General features: G+C 56.8%; 22 protein-coding genes. 4 read left to right on the forward strand and 18 right to left on the reverse strand.

The features are described from left to right. Nucleotides 1-199 precede the first annotated feature (199 nt). The 6 genes from AD948_RS03895 to budA all read right to left on the reverse strand — a co-directional run bounded on the left by AD948_RS03895 (nucleotide 200) and on the right by budA (nucleotide 7534). Entirely contained in the window at nucleotides 200-787 is a 588-nt protein-coding gene (locus tag AD948_RS03895; RefSeq protein WP_035377503.1) for a LutC/YkgG family protein, read from the reverse strand. Further along, on the reverse strand, nucleotides 784-2178 hold the full coding sequence (locus AD948_RS03900; protein WP_006559351.1) for a lactate utilization protein B: 1395 nt from the start codon (nucleotides 2176-2178) through the stop codon (nucleotides 784-786). Before AD948_RS03900 ends, AD948_RS03895 begins: the two co-directional genes overlap by 4 nt. Then, on the reverse strand, nucleotides 2175-2918 hold the full coding sequence (locus AD948_RS03905; RefSeq protein WP_006559350.1) for a (Fe-S)-binding protein: 744 nt from the start codon (nucleotides 2916-2918) through the stop codon (nucleotides 2175-2177). Before AD948_RS03905 ends, AD948_RS03900 begins: the two co-directional genes overlap by 4 nt. Before the next feature lie 24 nt (nucleotides 2919-2942). Further along, nucleotides 2943-4640, reverse strand: coding sequence for a thiamine pyrophosphate-binding protein (locus AD948_RS03910; protein WP_061470824.1), 1698 nt, complete (start codon nucleotides 4638-4640; stop codon nucleotides 2943-2945). 351 nt (nucleotides 4641-4991) lie between these two features. Next, a complete protein-coding gene (alsS, locus tag AD948_RS03915) occupies nucleotides 4992-6680 on the reverse strand; it encodes an acetolactate synthase AlsS (protein ID WP_058987984.1) in 1689 nt (562 codons plus the stop codon). Between the two features lie 71 nt (nucleotides 6681-6751). Continuing rightward, the gene (budA, locus tag AD948_RS03920) at nucleotides 6752-7534 is read right to left on the reverse strand and encodes an acetolactate decarboxylase (protein WP_006559500.1); all 783 of its coding nucleotides are present in this window, start codon (nucleotides 7532-7534) and stop codon (nucleotides 6752-6754) included. A gap of 116 nt (nucleotides 7535-7650) precedes the next feature. Between budA and AD948_RS03925 the strand changes: the two genes are divergently transcribed. Then, a complete protein-coding gene (locus AD948_RS03925) occupies nucleotides 7651-8586 on the forward strand; it encodes a LysR family transcriptional regulator (protein WP_039905036.1) in 936 nt (311 codons plus the stop codon). A 295-nt stretch (nucleotides 8587-8881) separates the two neighbouring features. Here the strand turns inward: AD948_RS03925 and AD948_RS03930 are convergent, their stop codons facing one another. The 8 genes from AD948_RS03930 to AD948_RS03965 all read right to left on the reverse strand — a co-directional run bounded on the left by AD948_RS03930 (nucleotide 8882) and on the right by AD948_RS03965 (nucleotide 15388). Next, entirely contained in the window at nucleotides 8882-9757 is an 876-nt protein-coding gene (locus tag AD948_RS03930) for a sulfurtransferase (RefSeq protein WP_061470825.1), read from the reverse strand. 134 nt (nucleotides 9758-9891) lie between these two features. Then, complete coding sequence (locus AD948_RS03935) at nucleotides 9892-10347, reverse strand: 23S rRNA (pseudouridine(1915)-N(3))-methyltransferase RlmH (protein ID WP_061470826.1); 456 nt, start codon at nucleotides 10345-10347, stop codon at nucleotides 9892-9894. 85 nt (nucleotides 10348-10432) lie between these two features. After that, nucleotides 10433-10885, reverse strand: a complete 453-nt coding sequence (rsfS, locus tag AD948_RS03940) for a ribosome silencing factor (protein ID WP_006559496.1) — start codon at nucleotides 10883-10885, stop codon at nucleotides 10433-10435. A 95-nt stretch (nucleotides 10886-10980) separates the two neighbouring features. Then, complete coding sequence (locus AD948_RS03945) at nucleotides 10981-11649, reverse strand: nicotinate-nucleotide adenylyltransferase (RefSeq protein ID WP_061470827.1); 669 nt, start codon at nucleotides 11647-11649, stop codon at nucleotides 10981-10983. 5 nt (nucleotides 11650-11654) lie between these two features. Continuing rightward, nucleotides 11655-12953 carry a glutamate-5-semialdehyde dehydrogenase gene (locus AD948_RS03950; protein ID WP_169797382.1) on the reverse strand — a complete coding sequence of 433 codons (1299 nt, stop codon included), beginning with the start codon at nucleotides 12951-12953 and terminating at the stop codon, nucleotides 11655-11657. 53 nt (nucleotides 12954-13006) lie between these two features. Further along, the gene (gene ychF, locus AD948_RS03955) at nucleotides 13007-14101 is read right to left on the reverse strand and encodes a redox-regulated ATPase YchF (protein ID WP_061470828.1); all 1095 of its coding nucleotides are present in this window, start codon (nucleotides 14099-14101) and stop codon (nucleotides 13007-13009) included. Further along, nucleotides 14101-14682: an aminoacyl-tRNA hydrolase gene (pth, locus tag AD948_RS03960; protein WP_006559491.1), complete on the reverse strand. Its 582-nt coding sequence runs from the start codon at nucleotides 14680-14682 to the stop codon at nucleotides 14101-14103. Before pth ends, ychF begins: the two co-directional genes overlap by 1 nt. An 88-nt stretch (nucleotides 14683-14770) precedes the next feature. Then, a complete protein-coding gene (locus tag AD948_RS03965; protein ID WP_006559490.1) occupies nucleotides 14771-15388 on the reverse strand; it encodes a 50S ribosomal protein L25/general stress protein Ctc in 618 nt (205 codons plus the stop codon). 194 nt (nucleotides 15389-15582) lie between these two features. On the opposite strand from AD948_RS03965, the gene AD948_RS03970 reads away from it, so the two are divergent. The 3 genes from AD948_RS03970 to AD948_RS03980 all read left to right on the forward strand — a co-directional run bounded on the left by AD948_RS03970 (nucleotide 15583) and on the right by AD948_RS03980 (nucleotide 19532). Continuing rightward, on the forward strand, nucleotides 15583-16635 hold the full coding sequence (locus tag AD948_RS03970; RefSeq protein ID WP_061470837.1) for a threonine aldolase family protein: 1053 nt from the start codon (nucleotides 15583-15585) through the stop codon (nucleotides 16633-16635). 117 nt (nucleotides 16636-16752) lie between these two features. Beyond that, entirely contained in the window at nucleotides 16753-18549 is a 1797-nt protein-coding gene (aspS, locus tag AD948_RS03975; protein WP_061470829.1) for an aspartate--tRNA ligase, read from the forward strand. Nucleotides 18550-18611: 62 nt separating this feature from the next. Beyond that, nucleotides 18612-19532 carry a cell envelope integrity EipB family protein gene (locus tag AD948_RS03980; protein WP_061470830.1) on the forward strand — a complete coding sequence of 307 codons (921 nt, stop codon included), beginning with the start codon at nucleotides 18612-18614 and terminating at the stop codon, nucleotides 19530-19532. A 524-nt stretch (nucleotides 19533-20056) separates the two neighbouring features. Here AD948_RS03980 and AD948_RS03985 read toward each other — a convergent pair. The 4 genes from AD948_RS03985 to AD948_RS18835 form a co-directional block, all read right to left on the reverse strand. Beyond that, nucleotides 20057-20596 carry a hypothetical protein gene (locus tag AD948_RS03985; protein WP_058989250.1) on the reverse strand — a complete coding sequence of 180 codons (540 nt, stop codon included), beginning with the start codon at nucleotides 20594-20596 and terminating at the stop codon, nucleotides 20057-20059. Nucleotides 20597-20613: 17 nt separating this feature from the next. Continuing rightward, on the reverse strand, nucleotides 20614-21909 hold the full coding sequence (locus tag AD948_RS03990; RefSeq protein WP_061470831.1) for an aminopeptidase: 1296 nt from the start codon (nucleotides 21907-21909) through the stop codon (nucleotides 20614-20616). A 215-nt stretch (nucleotides 21910-22124) separates the two neighbouring features. Continuing rightward, on the reverse strand, nucleotides 22125-22679 hold the full coding sequence (locus AD948_RS03995) for a DUF1643 domain-containing protein (protein WP_061470832.1): 555 nt from the start codon (nucleotides 22677-22679) through the stop codon (nucleotides 22125-22127). A gap of 239 nt (nucleotides 22680-22918) precedes the next feature. Then, nucleotides 22919-23050, reverse strand: a complete 132-nt coding sequence (locus AD948_RS18835; protein WP_254909384.1) for a hypothetical protein — start codon at nucleotides 23048-23050, stop codon at nucleotides 22919-22921. Nucleotides 23051-23107: the final 57 nt, after the last annotated feature.

Here is a 23107-nt window from a genome sequence, read left to right on the forward strand (position 1 = left end):
GTCATGATCTGGAGCGCTTGAATGTCGATTAGCCCTAGAATGCGGCAACCTTCGGTGGTTGAATTTTCAAGCCGACTTTAAAGTCAGACTTACAGTGAACATCTGTACGAAACAGGATTCTTCCGACGCAGGCTTTCCCCATAAAAAAGCCGGAGCGGGATGTATCCCCTCCGGCTTTTTCGTGGCTCTCAAGCCGTGTTTATTCCCACCAGATCGACAGGGAGCGAACGCCCTGTGCCCCGCGGATCAGAACCCCCTGAATATCCGCTGTCGCGGAAGGGCCGCTCATCAGCACGCCATAGTTGGCGGTGTGAAATTCCGGACGCTCCAGATAGGCCGTGTGCATATTGGCGGTCAGATTTTCCTCAGACAGGATCACCACAATATGCTGGGTCAGATGCGCGGCTGAATTAAGGTTATTCAGTTGCGCTTCGCTTAGATAGATGGACCCCATTTCCGCAATACCGAAGGGGCTGCGCACAACCAGCACATCGGTGGCCGCTGCCTGCTGCGGAGATTCAATCTCTTCAATGCGAATGGTGCCTTCAAAATCAGGCACAGCGGAGCAGATCACCTTGGCGTCTGGAAAACGGCGGGCAATGGCCGTGGCCAGTGTATCACCTTCCTGAGGCATCAAAATCTGACCACCCAGAATCTGAAGGGAATTTTCAAACCGGTCACGCCCCTTATCCATATCCCCCAACATAGCCACGGGTGGCAGCGGATGGGCAGCGGGGTCTGGACGGTTGGCGCGTAGGGTCGCCAGAATGGTATCGCGCGAGCTCATTGTGCCTTGTCCTTCTTCAGACGGTTCTGCTTGTACCAGCTATGGAAAGTCTGCTTCACCGGGTGCGGCAGTTCCCTGTGTTTGCCCCACGGGTTGAGCCAGTTATACAGCACAAAGCGCGGCATGGTGCTGAGCGCGACCTCGGTCCCGTTAATGGCTGTGCGGTACAATTTGGGCTGGCCCATCAGTTTACCAGCCATATGCATGATCTCCCGCTTCACAAACGGCAGTTCATGATGTTCAGCCAGCACACGCCGCCATTTGTAAAGCTGCTCATGAATATTGATCTTCACGGGACAGACGTTGGTACAGCTTCCGTTCATGGTGGAGGCAAACGGCAGGGTGCTGTATTTCCGTTCATTGAAGGTGGGATCAATGATTGCGCCAATCGGGCCGGAATACACAGCACCGTAGGACAGACCACCGGAACGGCGATAGACCGGACAGGTGTTCATGCAGGCACCGCAGCGGATACATTTAAGAGACGTCCAGAACTCTTCCATGCCCAGCCGGGTGGAGCGTCCGTTATCCACCAGAATAATGTGCATTTCCCCACCCTTTTGCGGGCCACGGAAATGGGTGGTGTACTGCGTGATGGGCGAACCAAGCGCGCTGCGTGACAGCAGCCGCACAAACACGCCAAGGTCAGCCATACGCGGCACAAGGCGTTCAATCCCCAGCGTAGCGATATGCAGATTGGGCACTGTAGAGCTTAGATCTGCATTGCCTTCGTTTGTGCAGACAACAAAGGTTCCGGTTTCCGCCACCAGAAAGTTGCCGCCCGTCATGCCCGCGTCAGCCGTCAGAATAACGGGGCGCGCCGCCATACGCTGTGCTTCCGCCAGGGACTGCGGATCGTTATCGTTCGGGTCCGTATGGTAGTTTTTGGCAAAAATCTTTGCCACATCCGGCACAAGCTTGTGCACAGCGGGCACAACAATATGACTGGGAAGCTGATCATCAAGCTGCTGGATGCGTTCGCCCAGATCCGTTTCCGTCACGGTTACGCCGCGCGGCTCCAGATAGGCGCGCATGTCACATTCTTCCGTGACCATGGACTTGCTTTTGATGAGCGACTTTGCACCGTGCTTTTCCAGAATCTCGCCAACAATGCGGTTATGTTCCGCACCGTCAGCCGCCCAGTGCACATGAATGCCGTTCTTTTTGGCATTGGCTTCAAACTGCTCCAGATATTCCGGCAGGTTGGCCAGCGTGTGCTCCTTGATTTCAGAAGCACGTGTGCGCAGATCCTGCCATTCCGGCAGCAGGTGCATCTGCTGGTCGCGCTTCTGACGCATGTCCCACAGCCTTTCATCATGAAAGGTCAGATGCGGAGCGTCTTCCAGAAACTCTTCCGCCGCCTTGGCGTGATTGACTGGTTTGACCTTCATGCCCGTGCTCCGTTCAGGATTTCAGCAATATGAATGAAGCGAATGGGCACGCCATTCCGCTCAGCACAGCCCTGCTGATGCATCATGCAGGACGTATCGGCCGAGACAATATATTCCGCCCCGGCATTGTGATGGTCACGCACCTTGTCCAACCCCATACGGGCGGAAATGGCTTCTTCCGTTACGGAGAACGTGCCACCAAACCCGCAGCATTCATCAGGCCGCTTGGGGGTTGCAAAGGTAATGCCCTTCACTTTTGACAACAGATCCATGGGTTTGGAGAAAAACGGCTCTCCCAGTTCGGACATGCTGGCAGTGCGCAGGGCGCGCAGGGTGCCGCAACTGTTGTGCAGGCCTACCTTGTGTGGAAACTCTGCCCAGGGGAAAGCATCAACTTTCAGAATATCGTGCAGAAATTCCACCAGTTCGTAGGTGTTCTTGCGCACATGCTTGACGTCTTCCGTCTGCGGAATGGCGTCAAAATTGTCGCGCACATGATGGGTGCAGCTACCGGAAGGCATGACGATGGCATCATATTTGGCAAAGTTGCGTACAAACAACGCCTCGGCCGCGGCGGCATCAGAGTTGCAGCCGGAATTCGCCATGGGCTGACCGCAGCAGGTCTGATCCATTGGATACTCAACATCCTGCCCAAGTTTTTCAAGCAGTTCCAACGTCGCTATCCCGGCGTTAGGATAAAACGCATCAATATAACAGGGAATAAACAGACCGATCTTCATCAAACCCTCCGGTATAAAACAGGCTTACCCTGCCGCAATCATGATTTCGACAAGCGATGGACCACCGGAAGCCAGAGATGCTTCAATGGCAGGTGCGATATCCGCAGCCCGTGTAACCTGACACGAAGGTACACCCATAGACCGCGCCATAGCCTGATAATCTATGGTCGGATCAACAATATCCATGGCTGGATATGTTCCATCACGTGCAGAAATGTAATCTTTCTGCTGCCGCATGAAATTTTTGAGAACATTATATTCGCGGTTGTTCATGACCACGAATGTGACAGGCAGCTTTTCATGCGCTGCCGTCCACAAGGCCTGAGGCGAATAAAGCGCCGCACCATCCCCCACCAGAGAGACAACCCGGTCACGCCCCAAACCAAGAGAAGCGCCCACCGCAGCAGGCATGCCCCAGCCCAGCGCCCCACCCCGCAGGAAAGAGTATTGGCCAGACCATGAACTTTCCAGAAACAGCCGCACATCGGAAGACGTTGCAATAGCTTCATCCACAATCGCAACATCGGGGCCGATGGCCCGCACAGCTTCCCACGCTGCCACCCGTGGCGGAATGACCGCTTCGTTCTGGCGGCTCTGGGCTTCCTGAATAGCCTCAGCCCGCAACGTCCGGCGCTGTTGCGCCACCGTGGCAGCATTGGCCGCATAGGCCGCCTGCCGCCCGGCCGTTGCTGCCTGCAACAGCGGAAGCAACGCCGAGAGAGAAGCCTTGATATCCCCCACCACGGAAAGCGGCGTATAGAATGTGCGCCCCAGATCCTTCACATCGGAAGACATCTGATACACGGCACATCCCGGCGGCACAGCCGGGCCTTCCGTATAGAGAATGGTAATCAGGGATTTCCCACCCAATGCAAAAATGGCGTCATAATCACTCAGCCGTTCGGCAATCGCTGTGGCTTGGGTGGGCAGGTTGCCGCACCACAACGGATGTGCCGTGGGAAAAGGCACGCGAGAAGGCCAGGATGAGCCATAAACCGGTGCACCCAGGCATTCCGCTGCTGCCGCCACTTCAGCCGCAGCATCCGACGCATAGACTTCATCGCCCGCAATAATGGCCAATCGGCCTGGGGAAATGGCGGCTAGTGTTTCCGCCAGTTGGTCCAGCCCGCCAGCCACAGCATTCCGATTGATGACTGAGGGAGTGCCAATATCCACGCTGCTCATTTCTTCCATGACATCCATGGGAAGAGAGAGGAAAACCGGACCTGTTGGGGCGGCCATGGAATCATGGAACGCGCGGCGCATCAGCACGGGAAGTTGGTCGGCATGCGCCACTTCCTGTGCCCATTTGACTGCCGGACGTGCAATCTGAACCAGATCACCAAACAAAAGAGGGTCTGAGATGGTGTGGCGGGAATCCTGCTGCCCGGCCGTAACCACCAATGGCGTTTGAGACACGCTGGCATTCAGCAGATTGCCCATGCCGTGCCCCAGACCGCCCGCGGTGTGCAGATTAAGGAAACCCGGCTTGCGCGCTGCCTGTGCGTAACCATCGGCCATGGCCACCACGCTGGCTTCCTGCAAGCCAAGGATATACCGCACATCCTGCACTTCCAGCAGCGCGTCCATTAACGGGAGTTCCGTGGTACCCGGGTTACCGAAAATATACTCTACGCCCTCGCTACGCAGAATTTCCAGCAAGACCGCCGCACCCCGGCGTGTGCCGCCGTTGCCTGCTGCATCCACAGATGAGACCTGCATTCCTCTTTCCTTCACCAAAACATCCACGGGCGGCCCGCATGCGGTGAACGCCCTTTTATCTGTAGACGTTCCGGTGCTCTGGCGCGTCCGTCAAGCCGGATAGTCAAGGACACGCCAGCAACACATGAGTTTGCTGGCCTGCAAGGAGAAGCAGGAAAATGCTGTGTGAAGTCGGGGGACGACATCTGCACGGATCAAGGTCTTTCATACTACGCAGCCGGGCGCAGGAAAGACATCAGGGAGAGGCATTCTCTCCCTCAATGCATTTAAAAACACCGCAGCGCTGTGTGTTATAACAGGAAGCGCTGCGGAGAAACAGTAAAACAATATGCGTTTGGGCCAGAACAGGCTTTACGCTGCCGCAGAGGTTTCCCCCAACTGGGCCAGCGGCTGCATGAGCAGATGGTTGTGGGAGTAATCAACCGGCACGGCAATCACCACCGGACCCTGAACATCCATGGCGTCACGCAGGGCTTTGCCGACACCGTCCGCAGAATTGACGGTAATGCCTTTGGCACCGCATGCTTCTGCAAATTTTGCAAAATCAATCGGCCCGAAATCCACGCCAGAGCCACGACCGTATTTTTTCTTTTCCTGCATTTCAACCATGTTATAGGCCTGATCAATCCAGACCATATGGATGAGATTGCACTTCAGCCGCACAGCGGTTTCCAGCTCCATGCTGGACATCATGAACCCGCCATCACCGGAAATGGAGATCACTTTTTCCGCAGGATTAACCAGAGAAGCCGCAATCCCCCACGGCAGGCCGACCCCCATGGTCTGCTGGCCGTTACTGATCAACACCTGCCGCGCCCGGAAGGACAGCAGATAACGGGCCAGCCAGATATGGAACGTGCCCATATCCAGACAGAGCGTCATGTCCGATGTGACGAACTGTTCAAGTTCACGTACAATCTGGAGCGGATGCACAGCATTGTTGCTGGTGCTGCGGGCGTTCAGCAGCGCAGAACTGCGAGCAGCCTTGTAGCCTTCCAGAATGGTTTCCAGTTCCGGCGCACGATCCAGCTTCCCGGTTTCCTTGGCCAGAGCTTTCACTGTCGGGGCAATATCCCCCACCAGTTCAACAACAGGCACAAAGGCGTTGTCCAGTTCTGCTGCTACAATATCAATATTGATGATCTTGCGGGCATCATTCACGTTCCACAGCCACGGATCATATTCCACCGGGTTGTAGCCAATTGTCACCACAACATCGGCTTCATGCAGAAGCTGATCACCATGCTGGTTGCGGAACAGACCAACACGCCCGCCGAACCGGTCCACCAGTTCATGGGAAACCGCACCCGCCGCCTGATAGGTGCCCACAACAGGAACGCCGGTTTCCTTCACAAAAGTTCTTACGGCCTCTGCAACATCCGGACGGCTGGCCAGCATGCCGAGCAACACGACCGGGCGGGCTGCATTTTTCAGAAGTTTAGCTGCCTCAGCCACAACATCTGCCGAGGCCGGACCCGTTTTGGGCACGGCCCGATCTGCCAGAACGGGTGCATCAGCAGGCATGGACAGAACATCCATCGGCGTGCTGACAAAAGATGCGCCCGGCCGACCACTTTCCGCAAAACGGAAGGCATTGGCAATGACTTCTGAAATAGCCGTCGGCGTCGTAATTTCCGCACTGTATTTGGTAATGGGCTTGAACAGGCTGACCGTATCCATGGTCTGGTGAGTCAGCTTCAGGCGATCCGCCAGTTTGACGGCGCCCCCAATAGCCAGAACCGGGTCTCCTTCTGAATTGGCAGTTGCAAGGCCGGTTACAAAATTTGAAGCACCTGGGCCGGATGTTGCAATTGCCACACCAGCCTTGCCCGTCAAACGCCCCAGACCACCAGCAATAAAAGCAGCGTTCTGTTCATGCCGGGTGACCACCGTAGTAATGGGGGAATCGACCAGCGCATCAAACAGGCGGTCAACCTTGGCCCCTGGAATACCAAAGACATGCGTAATGCCGTGGGCCACCAGATTTTGGACAATAAGCTCCGCGCCGCATTGTGCAGCGTGATCAGATTTTTTCGTCATGACTGTAAGATCCTGAAAGAATAACCACCAGAACTTTCTGTTTTGCAGATTCTGGTGGTTAGAAAAGGAAGTTAGCCGCCTTCAGCAATCCGAATGGCTTCGCTCAGGTGCTCAGGATTGAGATTGGCCTGAGCAAACTGCTCGGTGCGAGGCAGCTTGATTTCAAGGTCGGAGATCGTGGCAACTTCCAGTTGCCCACGCACCAGCCGATATTCGGTAACATGCCCGCCACGTTTCTGATCTTCCGTCAGAAAATGCAGGTGGTAACCAGCAACGTTCACACCCTGCATGTAAACAGGCGTGCGGAAACCGATCATGGTGCCGGTTACAGATTCCATGGTGAGGGTCGGCTGTTTCTTCACCACTTCAAGCATATGCGGGTATGGCTTGCACTGGCAGAAGACCGTCCGGGTATCCACCCGCTCAAACTCACCGGTAAAACGCACGGCGGCAAACAGGTTGGGGTTCCCGACCAGACTGTCCACCAGGCCTTCAAAACTTTCCTTGGTCTGCGGACGATCAATGTTGAACGTTTTTTCCGGTTCGAAATAGGTGACGCAGGCAAAGGGTGTTTTCAAAGAACCAGGCACTTCCGCAGCCAGTCCTTCAGCCCGGAACTGGCGCACCACTCCTTCCGTGACAATCATTTCGCCATCAAGCGCGTTGAACGTCCCCAGCCCGAAATTACCGTATTGAAGCAGTTCATCCAGAGTGGTTTCGCCATCATAAACAGCATCCAGCAACGCTGCCATGGTGGAGGTCTGATACAGGCGGTTTGCCACGGGCTTTTTGCTGACACCATTTCCCAAGGCGGAAGACCGGACATCCATGTCGGTCACCGGGCTGTTTTTCATGCTTCGCACCGTCTCACACTCTTGCTGATTAAGATTTGTGAGAAAAAGTTATAACAAGCCAACCAAGTGTTCCAATATATATTGAACCCATTATCCATACATATTATATATGCGACATGAACATCCGACACTTGCGTTACTTTGTAACAGTAGCTGATCTTGGCAGTATTACCCGTGCTGCTGAAGAACTGGGTATGGAACAACCCCCATTAAGTCAGCAAATCCGCCAGTTTGAACAGAAATTGGGCGTAAAACTGTTTGAACGGCAGACACGCGGTGTAAAACTGACGGAAATTGGCGCAACCCTGATTCCGCGCGCACGCGCCATTCTGGAATTGCAGCACCAGTTTCAGGTCACAGCCGAAGGACTCGCCCGCGGGGAAGTCGGGCACATCCGGCTCGGGCTAGCGGGAGCAGTACCGCTTCTTCCGGTTATCCCTCTTGCCATCAGATCTTTTCGGGATATTGCCCCGGATGTCACCCTCTCTCTGGAAGAAAGCAATACACCGGCCCTGTGTGCCGCACTGCACGAGTCCAGTACAGATATTGCCATTGTTCGCCCTCCCGTGCCTGATCCCGCGCGCCTTTCCGTTTCGCATCTGCTGGATGAACCGACTGTTATCGCCCTGCCCCGTGGTCATCGGCTGACAGAAGAGCCTGTTATCAGTCTGGACATGGTAGCGGATGATCCTTTGATCATCTTTCCCCGTGAACTAGGCCCCGGTTTTCATGATGCTATTCTTTCGGCCTATCAGTTGGCCGGGGTAACACCCATCCTCGGGCAGCAGGCACCGCAGATTGCCGGCACGGTTCCGCTGGTTGCCGCTGGGATGGGCGTTTCAGTTGTACCGCGTTCCCTGTGCCAGATTCATGCGGGCGGGGTCACGTTCCATACCATCAGCGAACCCGCACCACGGGCCACCCTTGCCGTCGCCATTCGGTCTGGCCAGAACATGCCTATTGTCAGCCGTTTTGTAAAAATTCTGCGCACAACTTGCCGAGAATGGGAAAAAATGAGCCCGGAAGCACAGTTTCCCGCTTCCGGTTTCTGAAACACGGAGCATCACCCATTCCGCCTCTTACCGAAATGGGGGCTTAAATGACCTGCTTCAGCAGATCAGGACGTGCTGCCTCAAAACAATTTTCAACCTGCCAGAGTGATCTGACAGGTTCTCACTGCTTTTCCGAGTAAGCATTGAAAAATCAGCCGGCGGGATGGCGAAGGATTTTTGAGACGAAAGGTGGATTTGTCTGGTAGCACGGCGCTGCTATCCGGCTGACACCCCAGATCATTCAACCCCAAAACCTCGCCAGACCAACTTGGCAGACTTTCCAACAACCAGCCTCTTATTGACGGTGATACGGCACGGAAGCGCGTGGCAGACCGTCCTCTATCGGCATGCTTTCATCGCGGGACCATTCATTCCAGGACCCCATGTAAATGCGCAGTTTCTGGAAACCCGCAGACGCCAGCGCCACATAAGTATTGGCAGCGCGGGCTCCTTTGAAACAATAGATGATAACATCATCTTCAGGGAACAGATTACGCGATGCCGCCAGTGCACGAATGTCCTCGGCAGACCTGAAAGCCGACTGCTCTGCATCCACCCGCATGAAATCGTACCATTCTATCCAGACCGCGCCGGGAATACGGCCTTTGCGCGGGGCAAAATCCACGCCGTAAGGGGAGGAACTTTCGCCCAGCCATTCCACTTTGTCACGGTTATCCAACAGTTTGATGCCGGGGTTTTCCAGAGCGGCAAATACGTCTTTCCGTGTTGCCATCAAGGCCGTGTTGACCTTCAGGGGGAATTGGGAGGGCGTAATAACCGTACGCTCCGCCGTCAGAGATCCTCCCTGCGCACGCCATGCCTGCAACCCGCCATCCAGAATACCAACCTGCGGGTAACCCAAATAACTGAGAATCCAGTATCCACGGCATGATGCGCCGTAGCGGGTATGAAGCGCATCTTCATACACTATGGCCTTTTTGCTGCCATCCAGCCCGTAATCTGCAAACAGAGTGGAAAATGTCTGCTGAAGCTTGCTAAGCCCTTCTTCAGACGTTTCTGCCAGATAGGTGAAAATATCCGGCATATTGACTGCACCCGGAATATGCTCCTTGGCAAAATCTTCTTCTGCCCGCACGTCAATCAGCAACGCATCATTCTGGCTGATCAGAGCGCGAACATGCTCAGGAGAATAAAGAACCTCTGCTGGCATCGCGCTTTTCCATCTTCATGTGAAAGGAGGCTTTATCCCTATAAGATGTCTTCTTCGCCCGACAGGGGGGCGATCACAAAGCCGCTATGCCCGCGCGCGGCCGCACAGTTTCATCATGAAAACGGAAGACAGGATCAGGGGCGTCCGGAACGATGATAGGGATGCCCTGCAGCAATGGCCTGCGCACGGTAGATCTGCTCCACCAGCATGATCCGTACCAGCATGTGCGGCCATGTCAGTGTGCCAAAAGACAGTTTTGCATCAGAGCGTTCAATAACAGCGGCATCCAGCCCCTCAGCACCGCCAATGACGAAGCATAACGGGCGGCCAAGAGCAGACCACTCCGCCATTGCTTCTGAAAAACCCGGACTGCTGAAGGAGCGTCCGGCTTCATCAAGAACGATGAGAAATGCCTGAGGAGGACACGCCGCAAGAATGGCCAGTGCTTCCCGGCGTTTGATTTCATCAGGGCTGCCGCGCCCGTCAGCCAGTTCCACAATATCCAGCCGGGGGCGCAGGCGCTTGAGGTAACGCTCCACAAGCGCCAGTTCGGCCTTGTCCTTCATGCGCCCAACCGCAACAAGCCTCATGGAGTGCTCCCCAAGGTTGGTTGGGCTTCAGGCGCATGAAGAAACAGGGCCGGAAACATCTGGTCACACGTCACAGAAAACAGACTCAGGCTGTGGGGACAGCCTCTGCGTTGCCGTCATCCAGCTCCGCGCCCCACATTTTTTCCAGACCGTAGAGTTCGCGTGCTTCTGGCTTGAACAGATGCACAATGATGTCACCCGTATCCAGCAACACCCAGTCTGATCCGTTAGCCCCTTCGATCAGCACACGCTTGATGCCGATTTCCTTGAGCTTGCGTTCGATATGCTGCGCCATGGCGGCAATCTGACGATCAGCCAGACCGGTAGCGATCACCATCTTGTCCGCAAATGAGGCCCGACCGGCAAGGTCGATGACCACAATGTTTTCGGCCTTATCATCATCCAGACTGGTGGTGATGATGGTGAGGGATTGCGCCAGAACGTCGGGGGAAACGGGCTCGCGCTTGACCTTGCCCTTGGGGCCGGAGGCAGCGGCTTTCTTGCGGACAGAGCCCGTGCTTGTAGCAGCACCAGCCACAACCGGGCTGGCAGACGGCGCCTTGGCGGCAGCGGCTTTGGCGGTTGCCGTGGAAGACCGTGTGCGTTTCGGTTTCTCGGCGGGGGGATTGGTGGTTATGATCGTTCTCCTGAGTGTGACCTGCCAGACGGGACAAGAGAGCCGACAAAGCTCTCAAATCCACCATTCTGACGAATTGATGTTGCAGATATACCGTTTTGTCGCCCCGGAAGAAAAGTCCATACTGGGGGGGGGAGATCAGCAAGCAATGCTGCGCGGCGGGCCGGTATGCGCCAGTGCGCCATATAATGCCCCGCTGCCCCATGCAAGGCGCGATTATTCTGCCCCGGTCTGGGCATAACGGCCAGAGGCACACACCGCACCAGTTGCCGCCAGCCTTTCCAACGCGGCAGAGAGGCCAGACCATCTGCCCCGGTCAGCCACACAAACCGCGCATGGGGGAAACGCATCTGTAATTTGCGGATGGTATCAACCGTATAGCGCGTGCCGAGTCGGGCTTCTATGTCCGTTGCCACCAGCTTATGGCCATCCACCAGCCGCGCGACCGACTGAAGCCGCTGAACAAACGGCGCCATACCGGACGTTGCCTTCAAAGGATTGCCGGGCGAGACCATAAACCAGACCTGATCCAGCCGCAGCGCCCGCAACGCCCGACGGGCAATGGCCAGATGCCCTTCATGCGCCGGATTGAAGGAGCCTCCCAGCAACCCGATACGCGCGCGCCGCAAGTCCCCCGCACTTGGAATAGCGTCCTGGCCGCCCACCCAGATCAGGTCCGAACCTGTCCTGTGCCGAGCACTTCGTACCGGAAGGTGGTCAGTTGCTCCACACCCACCGGACCACGAGCATGGAAGCGACCTGTGGCAATGCCGATTTCAGCGCCAAAACCAAATTCCCCGCCATCACAGAACTGGGTGGAGGCATTCCACATCACAACCGCGCTGTCCGTACCATTCATGAAGCGGTTCGCTACTGCTTCATCAGACGTGACAATGGCTTCTGTGTGAGAGGAGCCATAGCGGGCAATATGGTCCAGTGCTTCATCCACACCGTCCACCACGGCAATATTCAACATGGCGTCCAGCCATTCGGTCCCGAAATCCTTCTCGGTCGCGGCAGGCAGATCCGGCACAATCTCACGCGCAGCAGCGTCGGCCTTGAAGCCACAGCCAAACTCAGCCAGATCTGCCACAATCAGCGGTAGCAGGCCGGGGGCAATGGCCGCATCAATCAGCAGGGTTTCCGTCGCCCCACAAATACCAACCCGCCGCATTTTTGCATTCAGGATAATCCGCCGCGCCATGCTGGGGTCTGCTGCGGAATGAATGTAGGTGTGGCAGAGGCCTTCTGCGTGGGCCAGCACGGGCACACGGGCATCTTTCTGCACACGTTCCACCAGAGACCGACCACCACGCGGAATCAGCAGATCAACCAGCCCGGCAGCACCCAGCATCTCAGCCACATGGGCACGGTCTGCATCGGGGGCAATCTGCACGGCATCTTCGGGAAGATCGGCTGCCCGCAGGCCCGCTTGCATGGCGGCATGAATAGCCCGCGCACTGTGCAGACTTTCCGAACCACCACGCAACAACACCGCATTACCGGATTTGATGCACAGACCAGCCGCATCTGCCCCTACGTTGGGGCGGCTTTCATAGATCACACCAATCACACCAACGGGTGTGGCCACGCGACGAATACGCAGGCCATTGGGGCGCGTCCATTCTTCCAGAACACGACCAACCGGATCAGGCAGATCAGCCATATCCTCCAACCCGCGCGCCATGGCTTCCACGCGCTCCGGCGTCAGTGTCAGCCGATCCCGAAAGGCATCATTGGCCGTTGATGCTTCCAGATCGCGGGCATTGGCTTCCAGAATGGTGGCTAATGCCTCACGCAGGGCCGCAGCGGCGGCCCACAACGCCCGGTCCCGCGCGGAAGACGGGGTGGTGGCCAGAGTGCGTGCTGCCAGCCGGGCCCGCTTGGCCAGAACCGTCATTGGTCCCGGCGCAGACGCGGCCACGGTCTGCGTTATCACACTCTGTTCTCCGTCTTCATGCGCCTTCATGGCGTCCTTCATCCCCATTCCAGTGTTAGTCTCAGCCGCTTAACGTTACCGGATCACACGTTGAAGCGGAACAGCAGAACATCACCGTCCTGCACAACGTAATCACGCCCTTCAATACGCAGGCGGCCAGCTTCTTTAGCGCCAGCTTCCCCACCATACTGAACGTAATCATTGTACGCGACTGTTTCACAGGCAATGAAGCCGCGTTCAAAATCATTGTGAATGACGGCGGCTGCCTGCGGTGCTTTTGTGCCTGCGGTAATGGTCCAGGCCCGTGTTTCCTTGGGGCCAACCGTAAAGTAGGTGCGCAGCCCCAGAAGGCCGTACCCGGCAGCAATCACGCGGTCCAGCCCGCTATCCTTCAGGCCGAGGCCTTCCAGAAATTCACGGCGTTCATCATCTGCAAGCTGGCTGACTTCGGCTTCAATAGCAGCAGACACCACCACAACCGCAGCGCCTTCCGCTTCGGCTTTAGCCTTGACCGCCTGTGAGAACGGGTTGCCCGTAGACGCCGAGTCTTCATCCACATTGCACACGTACAGCACGGGCTTGGACGTCATAAGCTGCAGGCGACGAACGGCTTCTTCCTGCCCTTCGGGAATGGCTGTGCGGGCGGGGCGACCTTCCTTCAGTGCCTCGATCAGCGGTTCCGCCACGGCAATCTGGGCTGTGGCTTCAGCATCACGGTTCTTGGCGCGTTTCTGAAGAGCAGGCAGCCGCTTTTCAAGCGATTCCAGATCCGCCAGCATCAGTTCCGTTTCGATGATTTCCGCATCACGCACGGGGTCCACCCCGCCTTCAACATGCGTAATATCATCATCTTCAAAGCACCGCAGCACATGGATGATGGCATCTACTTCGCGAATGTTGGCCAGGAACTGGTTGCCCAGTCCTTCCCCGCGGGAGGCCCCACGCACCAGACCGGCAATATCCACAAACTCAAGGCTGGTGGGCACGGTCTTCTGCGATTTGCCAATTTCCGCCAGCTTATCCAGCCGGGGGTCAGGCACGGCCACACGGCCCACATTGGGCTCGATGGTGCAGAAGGGGTAATTGGCTGCCTGAGCCGATGCCGTTGCAGTCAACGCATTGAACAGGGTGGACTTACCCACATTGGGCAGACCGACAATACCGCAGTTAAACCCCATCAGCCCTTACTCCCTTCTGGCAACGCAACTTGCGTCATGAATTTTTCCGGCTGGCCATCCGCCAGCAGCGGCGCGGCGGCCGCCATTTTATCCAGCAGCGGCTCAAGCCAGTCCTGCCGGTCAGACTCCGTGAAATTACCCAGCACCCATCCATGCACACGCTCCTTGGCCCCCGGATGCCCGATGCCAATGCGCACCCGCCAGTAATCCGGCGTGCCGAGCATTTTGTCCATGGAGCGCAAACCATTATGCCCTGCGGCCCCGCCACCCCGTTTCACCCTCACCTTGCCTGCGGCAAGGTCCAGTTCATCATGGAAGGCGGTAATCTGATCGGGCGCAATTTTATAGAAAGCGGCGGCTTCCTGCACGCTGGTGCCGGAAAGGTTCATGTACGTCATGGGGCGCAGCAACAGCACACGCTGATTACCAACGCGGCCTTCCGCCACCTCACCTTTGAACCGATTGCGCCAGGGAGAAAAGCCGTAGCGCTCTGCAATGGCGTCAACCGCCATAAACCCGACATTATGCCTGTGTCGGCGCATGGAAGGCTCAGGATTGCCGAGCCCGGCCCAGAGCAACATCACTGGTCCTGTATCTTGCAAGTAAAACGGGGGCACATGCGCTGTGCACGTACCCCCGCGCCATCACTCCGTAACAGAATGACTGCTATCAGGAAGCGGCTTCTTCCGTGCTTTCTTCAGCGTCATCCGCTGCATCAACACTCGGTGCCGCAACGGTGGCGATCACAAAGTTGGGCACGTGCACCAGCGGGGTCACGTTTTCCGTGCCCTTCAGGTCTTCCCAACGCACGTTGTCGTTGATGTCGAGCGTGGACAGATCAACACTGAAGAATTCAGGGATGTGTTCTGCATCGGCTTCAACTTCAACCGTGTGACGCACAATGTTCAGCACACCGCCGCGCTTGATGCCCGGAGATTTTTCTTCACCAGAGAAGTGAACGGACACTTCAACCGTCACGCGCTGACCAGCAGCCAGACGCATGAAGTCAACATGTTCCGGCGTATCTTTTACCGGGTGCAGCTGAATGTCACGAATCAGGGCGCGTTCGGTCGCACCGCCTTCAATCTTGATTTCGTAAACGCGGGAACGCCAGCCAGAAGCCTGAATACCCTTGATCACGATGCGGGGGTCGAGGGCAATAAGAGCGGGCTCTTTCTTGCCACCATAAATCACGCCAGGCACCAGACCGGCACGCCTCGTCGCACGCGCTGCCCCCTTACCAGCCTTCGCGCGCGCAGAAGCTTCGATGGATGTAATCTTTGACACGGTGTACTCTCCTAGAAACCAGAACGTGCAGGCCTCCAGGGGTGCCTGCACGGTGCGGTGCCCTTAGCGGAAATCTGCCCTGAAAGCAATGCTTCCCTTGCCCAGGCCGGATTGACGCCACCCCCTGCCCCATGCAAGCCAGAACACAGGCTGCCGCCATGCAGCCCTGTGTCACATGCCCCGCCAGCGCAGGAATGCCGCCCATGCCTGAAACTCCCCCCCAGCAGTTCGCCAGTGACAATTATTCCGGCATCTGCCCGCAAGCGCTTGACGCCATTGTTCGTGCCTCTGCCGCAGGCTCGGCCCCGGCTTATGGTGACGATCCATGGACTCGGCTGGCTGAAGATGCCATCCGCACCCTGTTTGACACGGATGCCGCTATTTTCTTTGTCTTCAACGGCACAGCGGCCAATGCGCTGGCTTTGGCAACCCTGTGCCCGCCTTATTGCAGCATCATCGCGACCGACATTGCCCATGCCGATACATCCGAACGGGGGGCGCCGGAATTTTTTACGGGCGGCAGCAAACTCATGACGCCCCCGTGCCCCGATGGCAAGCTGACATCCGCCGCCATCAAGCTGTGCTGCCGCAAGGCGCAAAGCCCGCAGGCTTCCGGCCCGGCGGTGGTCACCATTACCCAGCCCACGGAAAACGGACTTCTCTACACACCAGAAGAAATCCGTGCGCTGGCGGACACCTGTCACGAGCATGGGCTGAGCCTCCATATGGATGGCGCGCGTCTGGCCAACGCCGTTGCCGCGCTGGGATGCCCCCCCGCTGCCATAACGTGGCAGGCCGGGGTGGACGCGCTGAGCTTTGGCGGCACCAAGAACGGCATGGCTGTGGGAGACGCGGTGGTATTTTTCAATCGCAAGCTGTCTCGCGGCTTTGCGGAGCGTGCCAAGCAGGGCGGACAGATTGCCTCCAAAATGCGCTTTATCACGGCTCCATGGCTCAGCATGATCAAGAGCGGCGCGTGGCTGGAAAACGCCAGACATGGTAATGCCTGCGCCCGCCTATTTGCCACAGAACTGGCAGGCGTGACCGGCCTTGACCTTGCATGGCCCGTACAAAGCAACGGTGTGTTTCTGCTGCTGCCTGAGCAAAGCATGAACACGCTGCGCGTAAAGGGCTGGCGATTCTATACCATGTTTGGCGGAGTAGCCCGCTTCCTGTTCGGGTGGGATGCAAAACCCGAAACCGTAAAGGCACTGGCGGCTGATATCCGGGCCAGTCTGCAAGCTTGATCCACCTCTTCCCTTGACATCTGGGCGGCTCCCCGGCTTCCTCCCGCCCATATAGATAACAGACAAAGCGCCGGGCCTGTGTGATAGGCAGGCCGGGCCACAGTTCAGGACCAGACAATGCACCCTTACCGTACCCATAGCTGCTCGGCCCTTCGCGCCAAGGATGCCGGCACAACAGCCCGCCTGTCTGGCTGGGTCCACAGCAAACGGGACCACGGCGGGCTGCTGTTTATTGACCTGCGTGATGAAACAGGCATCACCCAGATTGTTATTCCGGCAGGCGCACCCGCACTGGCGCTGGCTGAAAACACCCGTGTTGAAAGCGTGATCACGGTCACCGGCGATGTGGTGGAGCGCGAGGAAGGCACCCGCAACCCGGATCTGGCCACCGGGGATATTGAAGTCCGCGCCCGTGAATTTGTGGTGCAGTCCGCCGCTGCCGTGCTGCCTTTTCAGGTAGCAGGTCATGAAAACTATCCTGAAGATCTGCGCCTGCGGTACCGCTACATTGATCTGCGCCGTGAGAGCGTGCACAGCAACATGCTGCTGCGTGCCCGCGTTATCCAGAGCATGCGCCGCCGCATGACGGATCTGGGCTTTGTTGAACTTCAGACCCCGATCCTGACCGCATCCTCACCCGAAGGCGCGCGTGACTTTCTGGTGCCTGCCCGTATGCACCCCGGCAAGTTCTACGCCCTGCCGCAGGCGCCGCAGCAGTTCAAGCAGCTTGCCATGGTGGCCGGGTTTGACCGCTACTTCCAGATTGCCCCCTGCTTCCGTGATGAAGCCTCCCGCGCTGATCGCTCTCCGGGTGAATTCTACCAGCTTGATTTTGAAATGGCCTTCGCCACACAGGATGAAGTGTTCGCCACGCTGGAAGATGTGATGTCCGGCCTGTTTACGGAATTTGGCAAAGGCCGCACGGTCAGCCAGGCACCGTTTGAACGCATCCCCTACGCCCACGCCATGAAAGTCTATGGGTCTGACAAGCCAGACCTGCGCAACCCGCTGCTGATTTCCGATGTAACGGAAGACTTTGCCAATTCCGGCTTTGGTCTGTTTGCCCGTATTGCAGCCGATGGTGGCGAAGTGCGCGCCATTCCGGCCCCCGGCGCTGGTGACAAACCCCGCGCATTCTTTGACAAACTGAACAACTGGGCGCGCGAAGCCGGTGCTGGCGGCCTGGGTTATATTGTGTTTGCGGAAGAAGGCGGCAAAGGCCCGATTGCCAAGAATCTTGAAGTTGATCGTGTTGACGCCATCCGCACCAAGCTGGGCCTGAAGGCTGGAGATGCCGTGTTCTTTGCAGCAGGCAAAGGGGATGAGGTTGCCAAGTTCTCTGGCCAGGTGCGCACCCGCATTGCGGAAGAGCTGGACCTGATTGAAAAGAACGCCTTCCGCTTCTGCTGGATCACCGATTTCCCGATGTATGAACTGAACGAGGAAACCGGCCGGATTGATTTCTCGCACAACCCGTTCTCGATGCCGCAGGGCGGCCTTGAAGCCCTGAACACCAAAGACCCGCTGGATATCACCGCCTACCAGTACGACATTGTGTGTAATGGTATTGAGCTTTCCTCTGGCGCAATCCGGAACCATCTGCCGGAAGTGATGATCCGCGCCTTTGAAATTGCCGGTTACCCTGAAAGCGAAGTGGAAGCCCGGTTTGGTGGTATGCTGAATGCGTTCCGTTATGGCGCACCGCCGCATGGTGGATCTGCGCCGGGTGTGGACCGTATTGTCATGCTGCTGGCAGATGAACCCAACATTCGTGAGGTTATTCTCTTCCCGCTGAACCAGCAGGGCGAAGACCTGATGATGGGCGCGCCCGCCACGGTGCCGCCCGAACGGCTGAAAGAACTCTCCCTGGCGCTGGACCTGCCAAAACCGAAACCTACCATCAAAAAAGTCTGAGACTGGAGATTCCCCATCCGGCGTGGTTGCGTCTGCCCGCCGGATGCTCTTTTGTATGAAGCATGACCAGATTCTGCGTTTCTCTGCCTGTTCCTGCCTCCATTTTACCTGCCAGACATAGCTGTCAGCGTTTCAGGGCCCTTTCTCTGCACATCAGTCTGGCAGCCTGCCTTCTGGCCCCAGCACTAACAGCCGCCAATGCTGCGCTTGCGGCACAGGCACCCAAGACAGCAACGCAGGACACCACCACCGCAACGCCGCTGACTGCCCAGCGGGCCAGCTATGATCTGGCACTTGCGGAATCCTCAGGCGGCAACACACTCTCCGCCACAGGCTCCATGACCTACAATGTGCGTGATACCTGCACCGCATGGTCTACCCAGCAACATCTGGATATTCAAAGCGCAACACGCAGCGGCGGCGCCGTCGCCATGGAATCAGATTACACCACGCTGGAAAGCAAGGATGGACGGCATCTGATTTTTCGCACCGTACAGAAATCCAACAACACCATTCTGCAAACCATTAGCGGCGAAGCGATACTGGATGCCAAAAATACAGGTGGTGTGGTGCATTATGAAAAACCCCTCAAAAAAACCCTTAAGCTCCCACCGGGCACTCTTTTCCCCATGGCACACACAGCCGCCATTATCTCCGCCGCAGAACACGGCACCTCCAACTTTTCCCCATTACTGTTTGACGGCACGGGCGAGGACGGCGCGCAATATACCTACATAACGGCGTTCCACTGGGGTAAGCCTGAAAGCGCACCACCGTTTCCGACCCTACAAAACATGGCGGCAGGCCGGGTGCATGTCGCCTTTTTTGGCCATGCTCAGGATGCCATTCTTCCCGATTATGAAATTGGCATGCGTTATTTTGCCAACGGCGTTTCAGACAATCTTGATATGGATTTTGGAGATTTCAGAATGGCAGGCACGCTCCGTAGCCTGACCATTCCCCCTAAACCCCGCCATTGTTAGGCAGCCGCAGCACTAAGCATTTTTTACGCATTTTCCATTTTTGTCTTTTCATGACAGAAGCAGTCATTATTCCCAACCTCAAGCATGCAAGACGCTATTTGAAGAGCCTGTCAGGTTGGTTGGACGGAGCTGCTTGAAACTAAACTCTTGGATTTTTGTCTCGATCGTTTCGCATCAAGCCTTCAGATCCGCCGTTACCTGCTCTTCCCCAACAGCCTCAAAAAGATTTTGAAGATCAGAACAGAAGTAAGTCTCTTTTAAAGATCGCAGCATAAAGACAGTTAGTTTTTCATTCCGACCATGCGTGGCTATTGCGCTCCCGCGCCCAGTAACCATTCCCCTATACGAGACATCTTATTTCAGGGGCTGCGGTCGTCATTGCTCTTGTTGGAGAGCAAAAGCGCACCGTGCTTTAGCCGGCTCCGTCGGTGTAAATCCGTGCAGATGGAAAGATAAAATCTGACCATAAAAAAACGGGCCACCATGCGGCAGCCCGTTTTCCATCCCATCAAAGGCGTTACGGCCTAGCGCTTCACTTGCTCGGTGCGCAAAACACCAATCAGATTTTGCAAATCTGCCTGATTGGCCTTCAAAAGAGCAACATTTTCAGGCTCTGGTGTTGGCATCTTGCTGCTGGCCTGTCCCGGCGGCACGTTCATCAGGCTGCCTGTCAGACCCACACATGTCAGGCTCATCACAAAATCACGCGGCGCAAAGCCATTGGCCTTCAGAATAGGGGCGAGGCCCTGCACTTTGCTGACCATGGCAATCTGCTCATCCAGAGACATCCCGACATGGCCGGGAGGCTGAATATTGGCTGCGTGAATGGCCTTCAGGGCATTTGTCAGACGTGGCAGAACATCCGGGGCCAGTTTGTAATGCAGCGCGGTATCCATATCATGCCGCATGGTGGCCATCTGCTCACCCGTCAGGGCTGGCGGCTGCTGGCCGCCCTGTGCCGGAGCTGTTTGCGCTAAGGCAACAGGCCCTACTGCCAAAAAGGCAGATGCGGCCAGTGCCATGATTTTAGCAGATGCCAAAAGGGACCGTGTTTTGGTAACCATTTTTTTCAAATCCGTGCTCATGCAGAAATAACCCATTCGCCTTTACGCATCAGAGGCACACGGCCTCCCTGTGCATCAAGCCCATCCACATCAATTTCGCCTGAACCAATCATCCAGTCGATATGAATCATGCTGCTGTTGGCGCCACGTGCGGCCAGAGCGGCTTCATCCTGCCCGGCAGTATCGCGCATGCATTTGGTGTAAGCCTGCCCAAGCGCGATATGGCTGGCTGCGTTTTCATCAAACAGCGTGTTCTGGAACAGAATACCACTGCGTGAAATGGGGGACGAATGCGGCACCAAGGCAACCTCACCCAGCCTGCGTGCGCCTTCATCCGTATCCAACACGCGGGCCAGAACATCCTCGCCCTTGGCGGCGTTCATTTCCACAATCTTACCACCTTCAAACCGCACCTTGATCTGGTCAATCAGAGTGCCCTGATAGGAAAGCGGTTTGGTGCTGGCCACATATCCATCCACCTTTAAGCGGTGAGGCGTGGTGAACACTTCTTCCGTGGGGATATTCGGGTTGCAGATCACGCCATTTCCGGCTTTTTCAGACCCACCAGCCCAATCATGCCCATCGGCCAGCCCAACGGTCAGATCTGTTCCCGGGCCGGTAAAATGGAGGGCAGCGTAGCGGGCATCATTCAGGAACGCCGCGCGCCGATGCAGGGTGGCGTTATGCTCAGCCCAATCCGCTACCGGATCTGCGCCTGTCAGACGGGATGATTCAAAAATAGCCTGCCACAAACGCGCAACGACCTCGTCTTCCGGCAGACCGGGAAACACAAGTTTGGCCCATGCGGGTGTGGCCGTGGCGACAATATTCCAGTTCACATCGAAATTGGTGATAATTTCCATGGCAGGTTTATTGGCGCGGGACGCCGCACGGCTGGCGCGGGAAATCCGCTCCGGGTTCTGCCCGGCCAACAGAGCAGGGTCTGACCCGGTAATGGCCATGCGCGCTGCACCTGCGCGAAAGCCTTCCGTCATCCCTTTGGCCAGCCACTCCGCCGCGGTATCAAATGTCTCGTCCTGTGCATAACGGTAACGGGCCAGCGTGGCTTCGGCATCTGAATAGAACGTTGTGACCAGAGACGCCCCGGCTTTGTAGGCATGCTCGGTCACCCGCCGCACCAGCGGAACGGCTTCAAGCGGTGCCGTAATAATCACCTGCTGGCCGGGGGCGACATTCAGCCCGGTACGCACCGCAACTTCACCCAGACGGTCCAGCATGGTTTCCAACTGCGCACTGCCGGGGGCATAGGCCTGTGCGCTTCCTGTTTTCTGCTCATGTGCAGCGTCTGTCATGCCGATCCTTCCTGCTGCGGGAGGACTCCCCTCCCGTTACTCATCACCGCATCCTACCGCCAGAACAGAGGACACAGCTTTACAATCGTGATCGGATACTGAAGCTGATCATCCGTCAACTCCCGGTAGGGACAAGCCTGCCTTCAGAACAGTACACTTCTCAGAAAAAAGCGACGTGAAGCAGGCTTCAGTGCCCCCCACAGAAGACGCAAGGCTCAGGTTTTGGGCAGAAGAACCGGCTTGAGGGCGGCAGGCAGATAAAGAGGATGACAGGGGCGCCCATTGGCCCCTACCCGCATGGCATAAACCGGTATGCCGTGCTGCTGAAGCATGCGCACCACTTCTGGCCCCCGCTCCCACAACGCTTTGAGGTGGGGAGAACCATAAGCCGCAATCACCAAATCAGCCTCACGCGCCATGGCCAGCAAAGCGGCGTCATTCTCCGGGCCAACCGGGTCTGGCGTTTCAAGCAGACGTTTCTGATCTGTGCAACGATAGGCAAAGGTATTGCCAACCAGAATGCTGCCATACCCCCATGCCCGCGCATAACGCTGACACTTGGCCACCGTACGGTCATCTCCATATTCGGTCGCAACGGAAGGGTTCATCATCAGCCACATGACAGCGGGACGGCTGGCATCCCACACCCGTTTCAACTGATAACGGTAGCAGCGGTCCGCCCCCCCGTAGGTTGCCGTGCTGACAACATCATCAGACAAAGTCAGTGGGCGGGATTCTCCCACATGATGGGCATCAAAAAGGTCCGTCATGGTTTTTCCGGTTGGTCATCACACAGCACTGTAGCGCGCTGGCCCTGTTTTACCCGGAACGCAGACTGATAAAAGCCATTTAAACGCTGCCTGAAGGGTGGCAGACATAAAAAAACCGCCCTAAAGGCAGCAAAACCGGCACCGGACTGGCGTCATTCTCACAGGAATGACGGTCCGGGCACCCCTGCACTGCCATATGGCAGGCGGGCGGTGCATTTGGCTAAGCGGGAAAACCCAACTCAGGCAACGCGGTCTGACACGGCGGTCGCAACCATCAGCGTGGCGACAATCGGCAGAAAAGCAAGCATGGGGGCAACCGTAGCGAAGTTCACAACAGCGGCAACCATTTCATTCACAATTTGCATAGACATTATTTGATATCCTTCGATTTACTTCGGTGAAGGGCTACAACCACACTTCCCCCCGGC

Origin of the sequence: Acetobacter senegalensis, assembly GCF_001580995.1 — a bacterium.
Lineage (GTDB): Bacteria > Pseudomonadota > Alphaproteobacteria > Acetobacterales > Acetobacteraceae > Acetobacter > Acetobacter senegalensis.

Coding starts and splice junctions, on each gene's coding strand:
- budA (WP_006559500.1), bottom strand. CDS start 7,534: ATGAAAAACAGCCCGGTGACCGACATGGATGTCCGGTCTTCCGCCTTG.
- AD948_RS03925 (WP_039905036.1), top strand. CDS start 7,651: ATGAACATCCGACACTTGCGTTACTTTGTAACAGTAGCTGATCTTGGC.
- AD948_RS03905 (WP_006559350.1), bottom strand. CDS start 2,918: ATGAAGATCGGTCTGTTTATTCCCTGTTATATTGATGCGTTTTATCCT.
- AD948_RS03910 (WP_061470824.1), bottom strand. CDS start 4,640: ATGCAGGTCTCATCTGTGGATGCAGCAGGCAACGGCGGCACACGCCGG.
- AD948_RS03990 (WP_061470831.1), bottom strand. CDS start 21,909: ATGACAGACGCTGCACATGAGCAGAAAACAGGAAGCGCACAGGCCTAT.
- ychF (WP_061470828.1), bottom strand. CDS start 14,101: ATGGGGTTTAACTGCGGTATTGTCGGTCTGCCCAATGTGGGTAAGTCC.
- AD948_RS03895 (WP_035377503.1), bottom strand. CDS start 787: ATGAGCTCGCGCGATACCATTCTGGCGACCCTACGCGCCAACCGTCCA.
- AD948_RS03950 (WP_169797382.1), bottom strand. CDS start 12,953: ATGAAGGCGCATGAAGACGGAGAACAGAGTGTGATAACGCAGACCGTG.
- alsS (WP_058987984.1), bottom strand. CDS start 6,680: ATGACGAAAAAATCTGATCACGCTGCACAATGCGGCGCGGAGCTTATT.
- aspS (WP_061470829.1), top strand. CDS start 16,753: ATGCACCCTTACCGTACCCATAGCTGCTCGGCCCTTCGCGCCAAGGAT.
- AD948_RS03900 (WP_006559351.1), bottom strand. CDS start 2,178: ATGAAGGTCAAACCAGTCAATCACGCCAAGGCGGCGGAAGAGTTTCTG.
- AD948_RS03935 (WP_061470826.1), bottom strand. CDS start 10,347: ATGAGGCTTGTTGCGGTTGGGCGCATGAAGGACAAGGCCGAACTGGCG.
- AD948_RS03930 (WP_061470825.1), bottom strand. CDS start 9,757: ATGCCAGCAGAGGTTCTTTATTCTCCTGAGCATGTTCGCGCTCTGATC.
- AD948_RS03995 (WP_061470832.1), bottom strand. CDS start 22,679: ATGACGGACCTTTTTGATGCCCATCATGTGGGAGAATCCCGCCCACTG.
- AD948_RS03970 (WP_061470837.1), top strand. CDS start 15,583: ATGCCGCCCATGCCTGAAACTCCCCCCCAGCAGTTCGCCAGTGACAAT.
- AD948_RS03985 (WP_058989250.1), bottom strand. CDS start 20,596: ATGGTTACCAAAACACGGTCCCTTTTGGCATCTGCTAAAATCATGGCA.
- pth (WP_006559491.1), bottom strand. CDS start 14,682: ATGTTGCTCTGGGCCGGGCTCGGCAATCCTGAGCCTTCCATGCGCCGA.
- AD948_RS18835 (WP_254909384.1), bottom strand. CDS start 23,050: ATGTCTATGCAAATTGTGAATGAAATGGTTGCCGCTGTTGTGAACTTC.
- AD948_RS03980 (WP_061470830.1), top strand. CDS start 18,612: ATGACCAGATTCTGCGTTTCTCTGCCTGTTCCTGCCTCCATTTTACCT.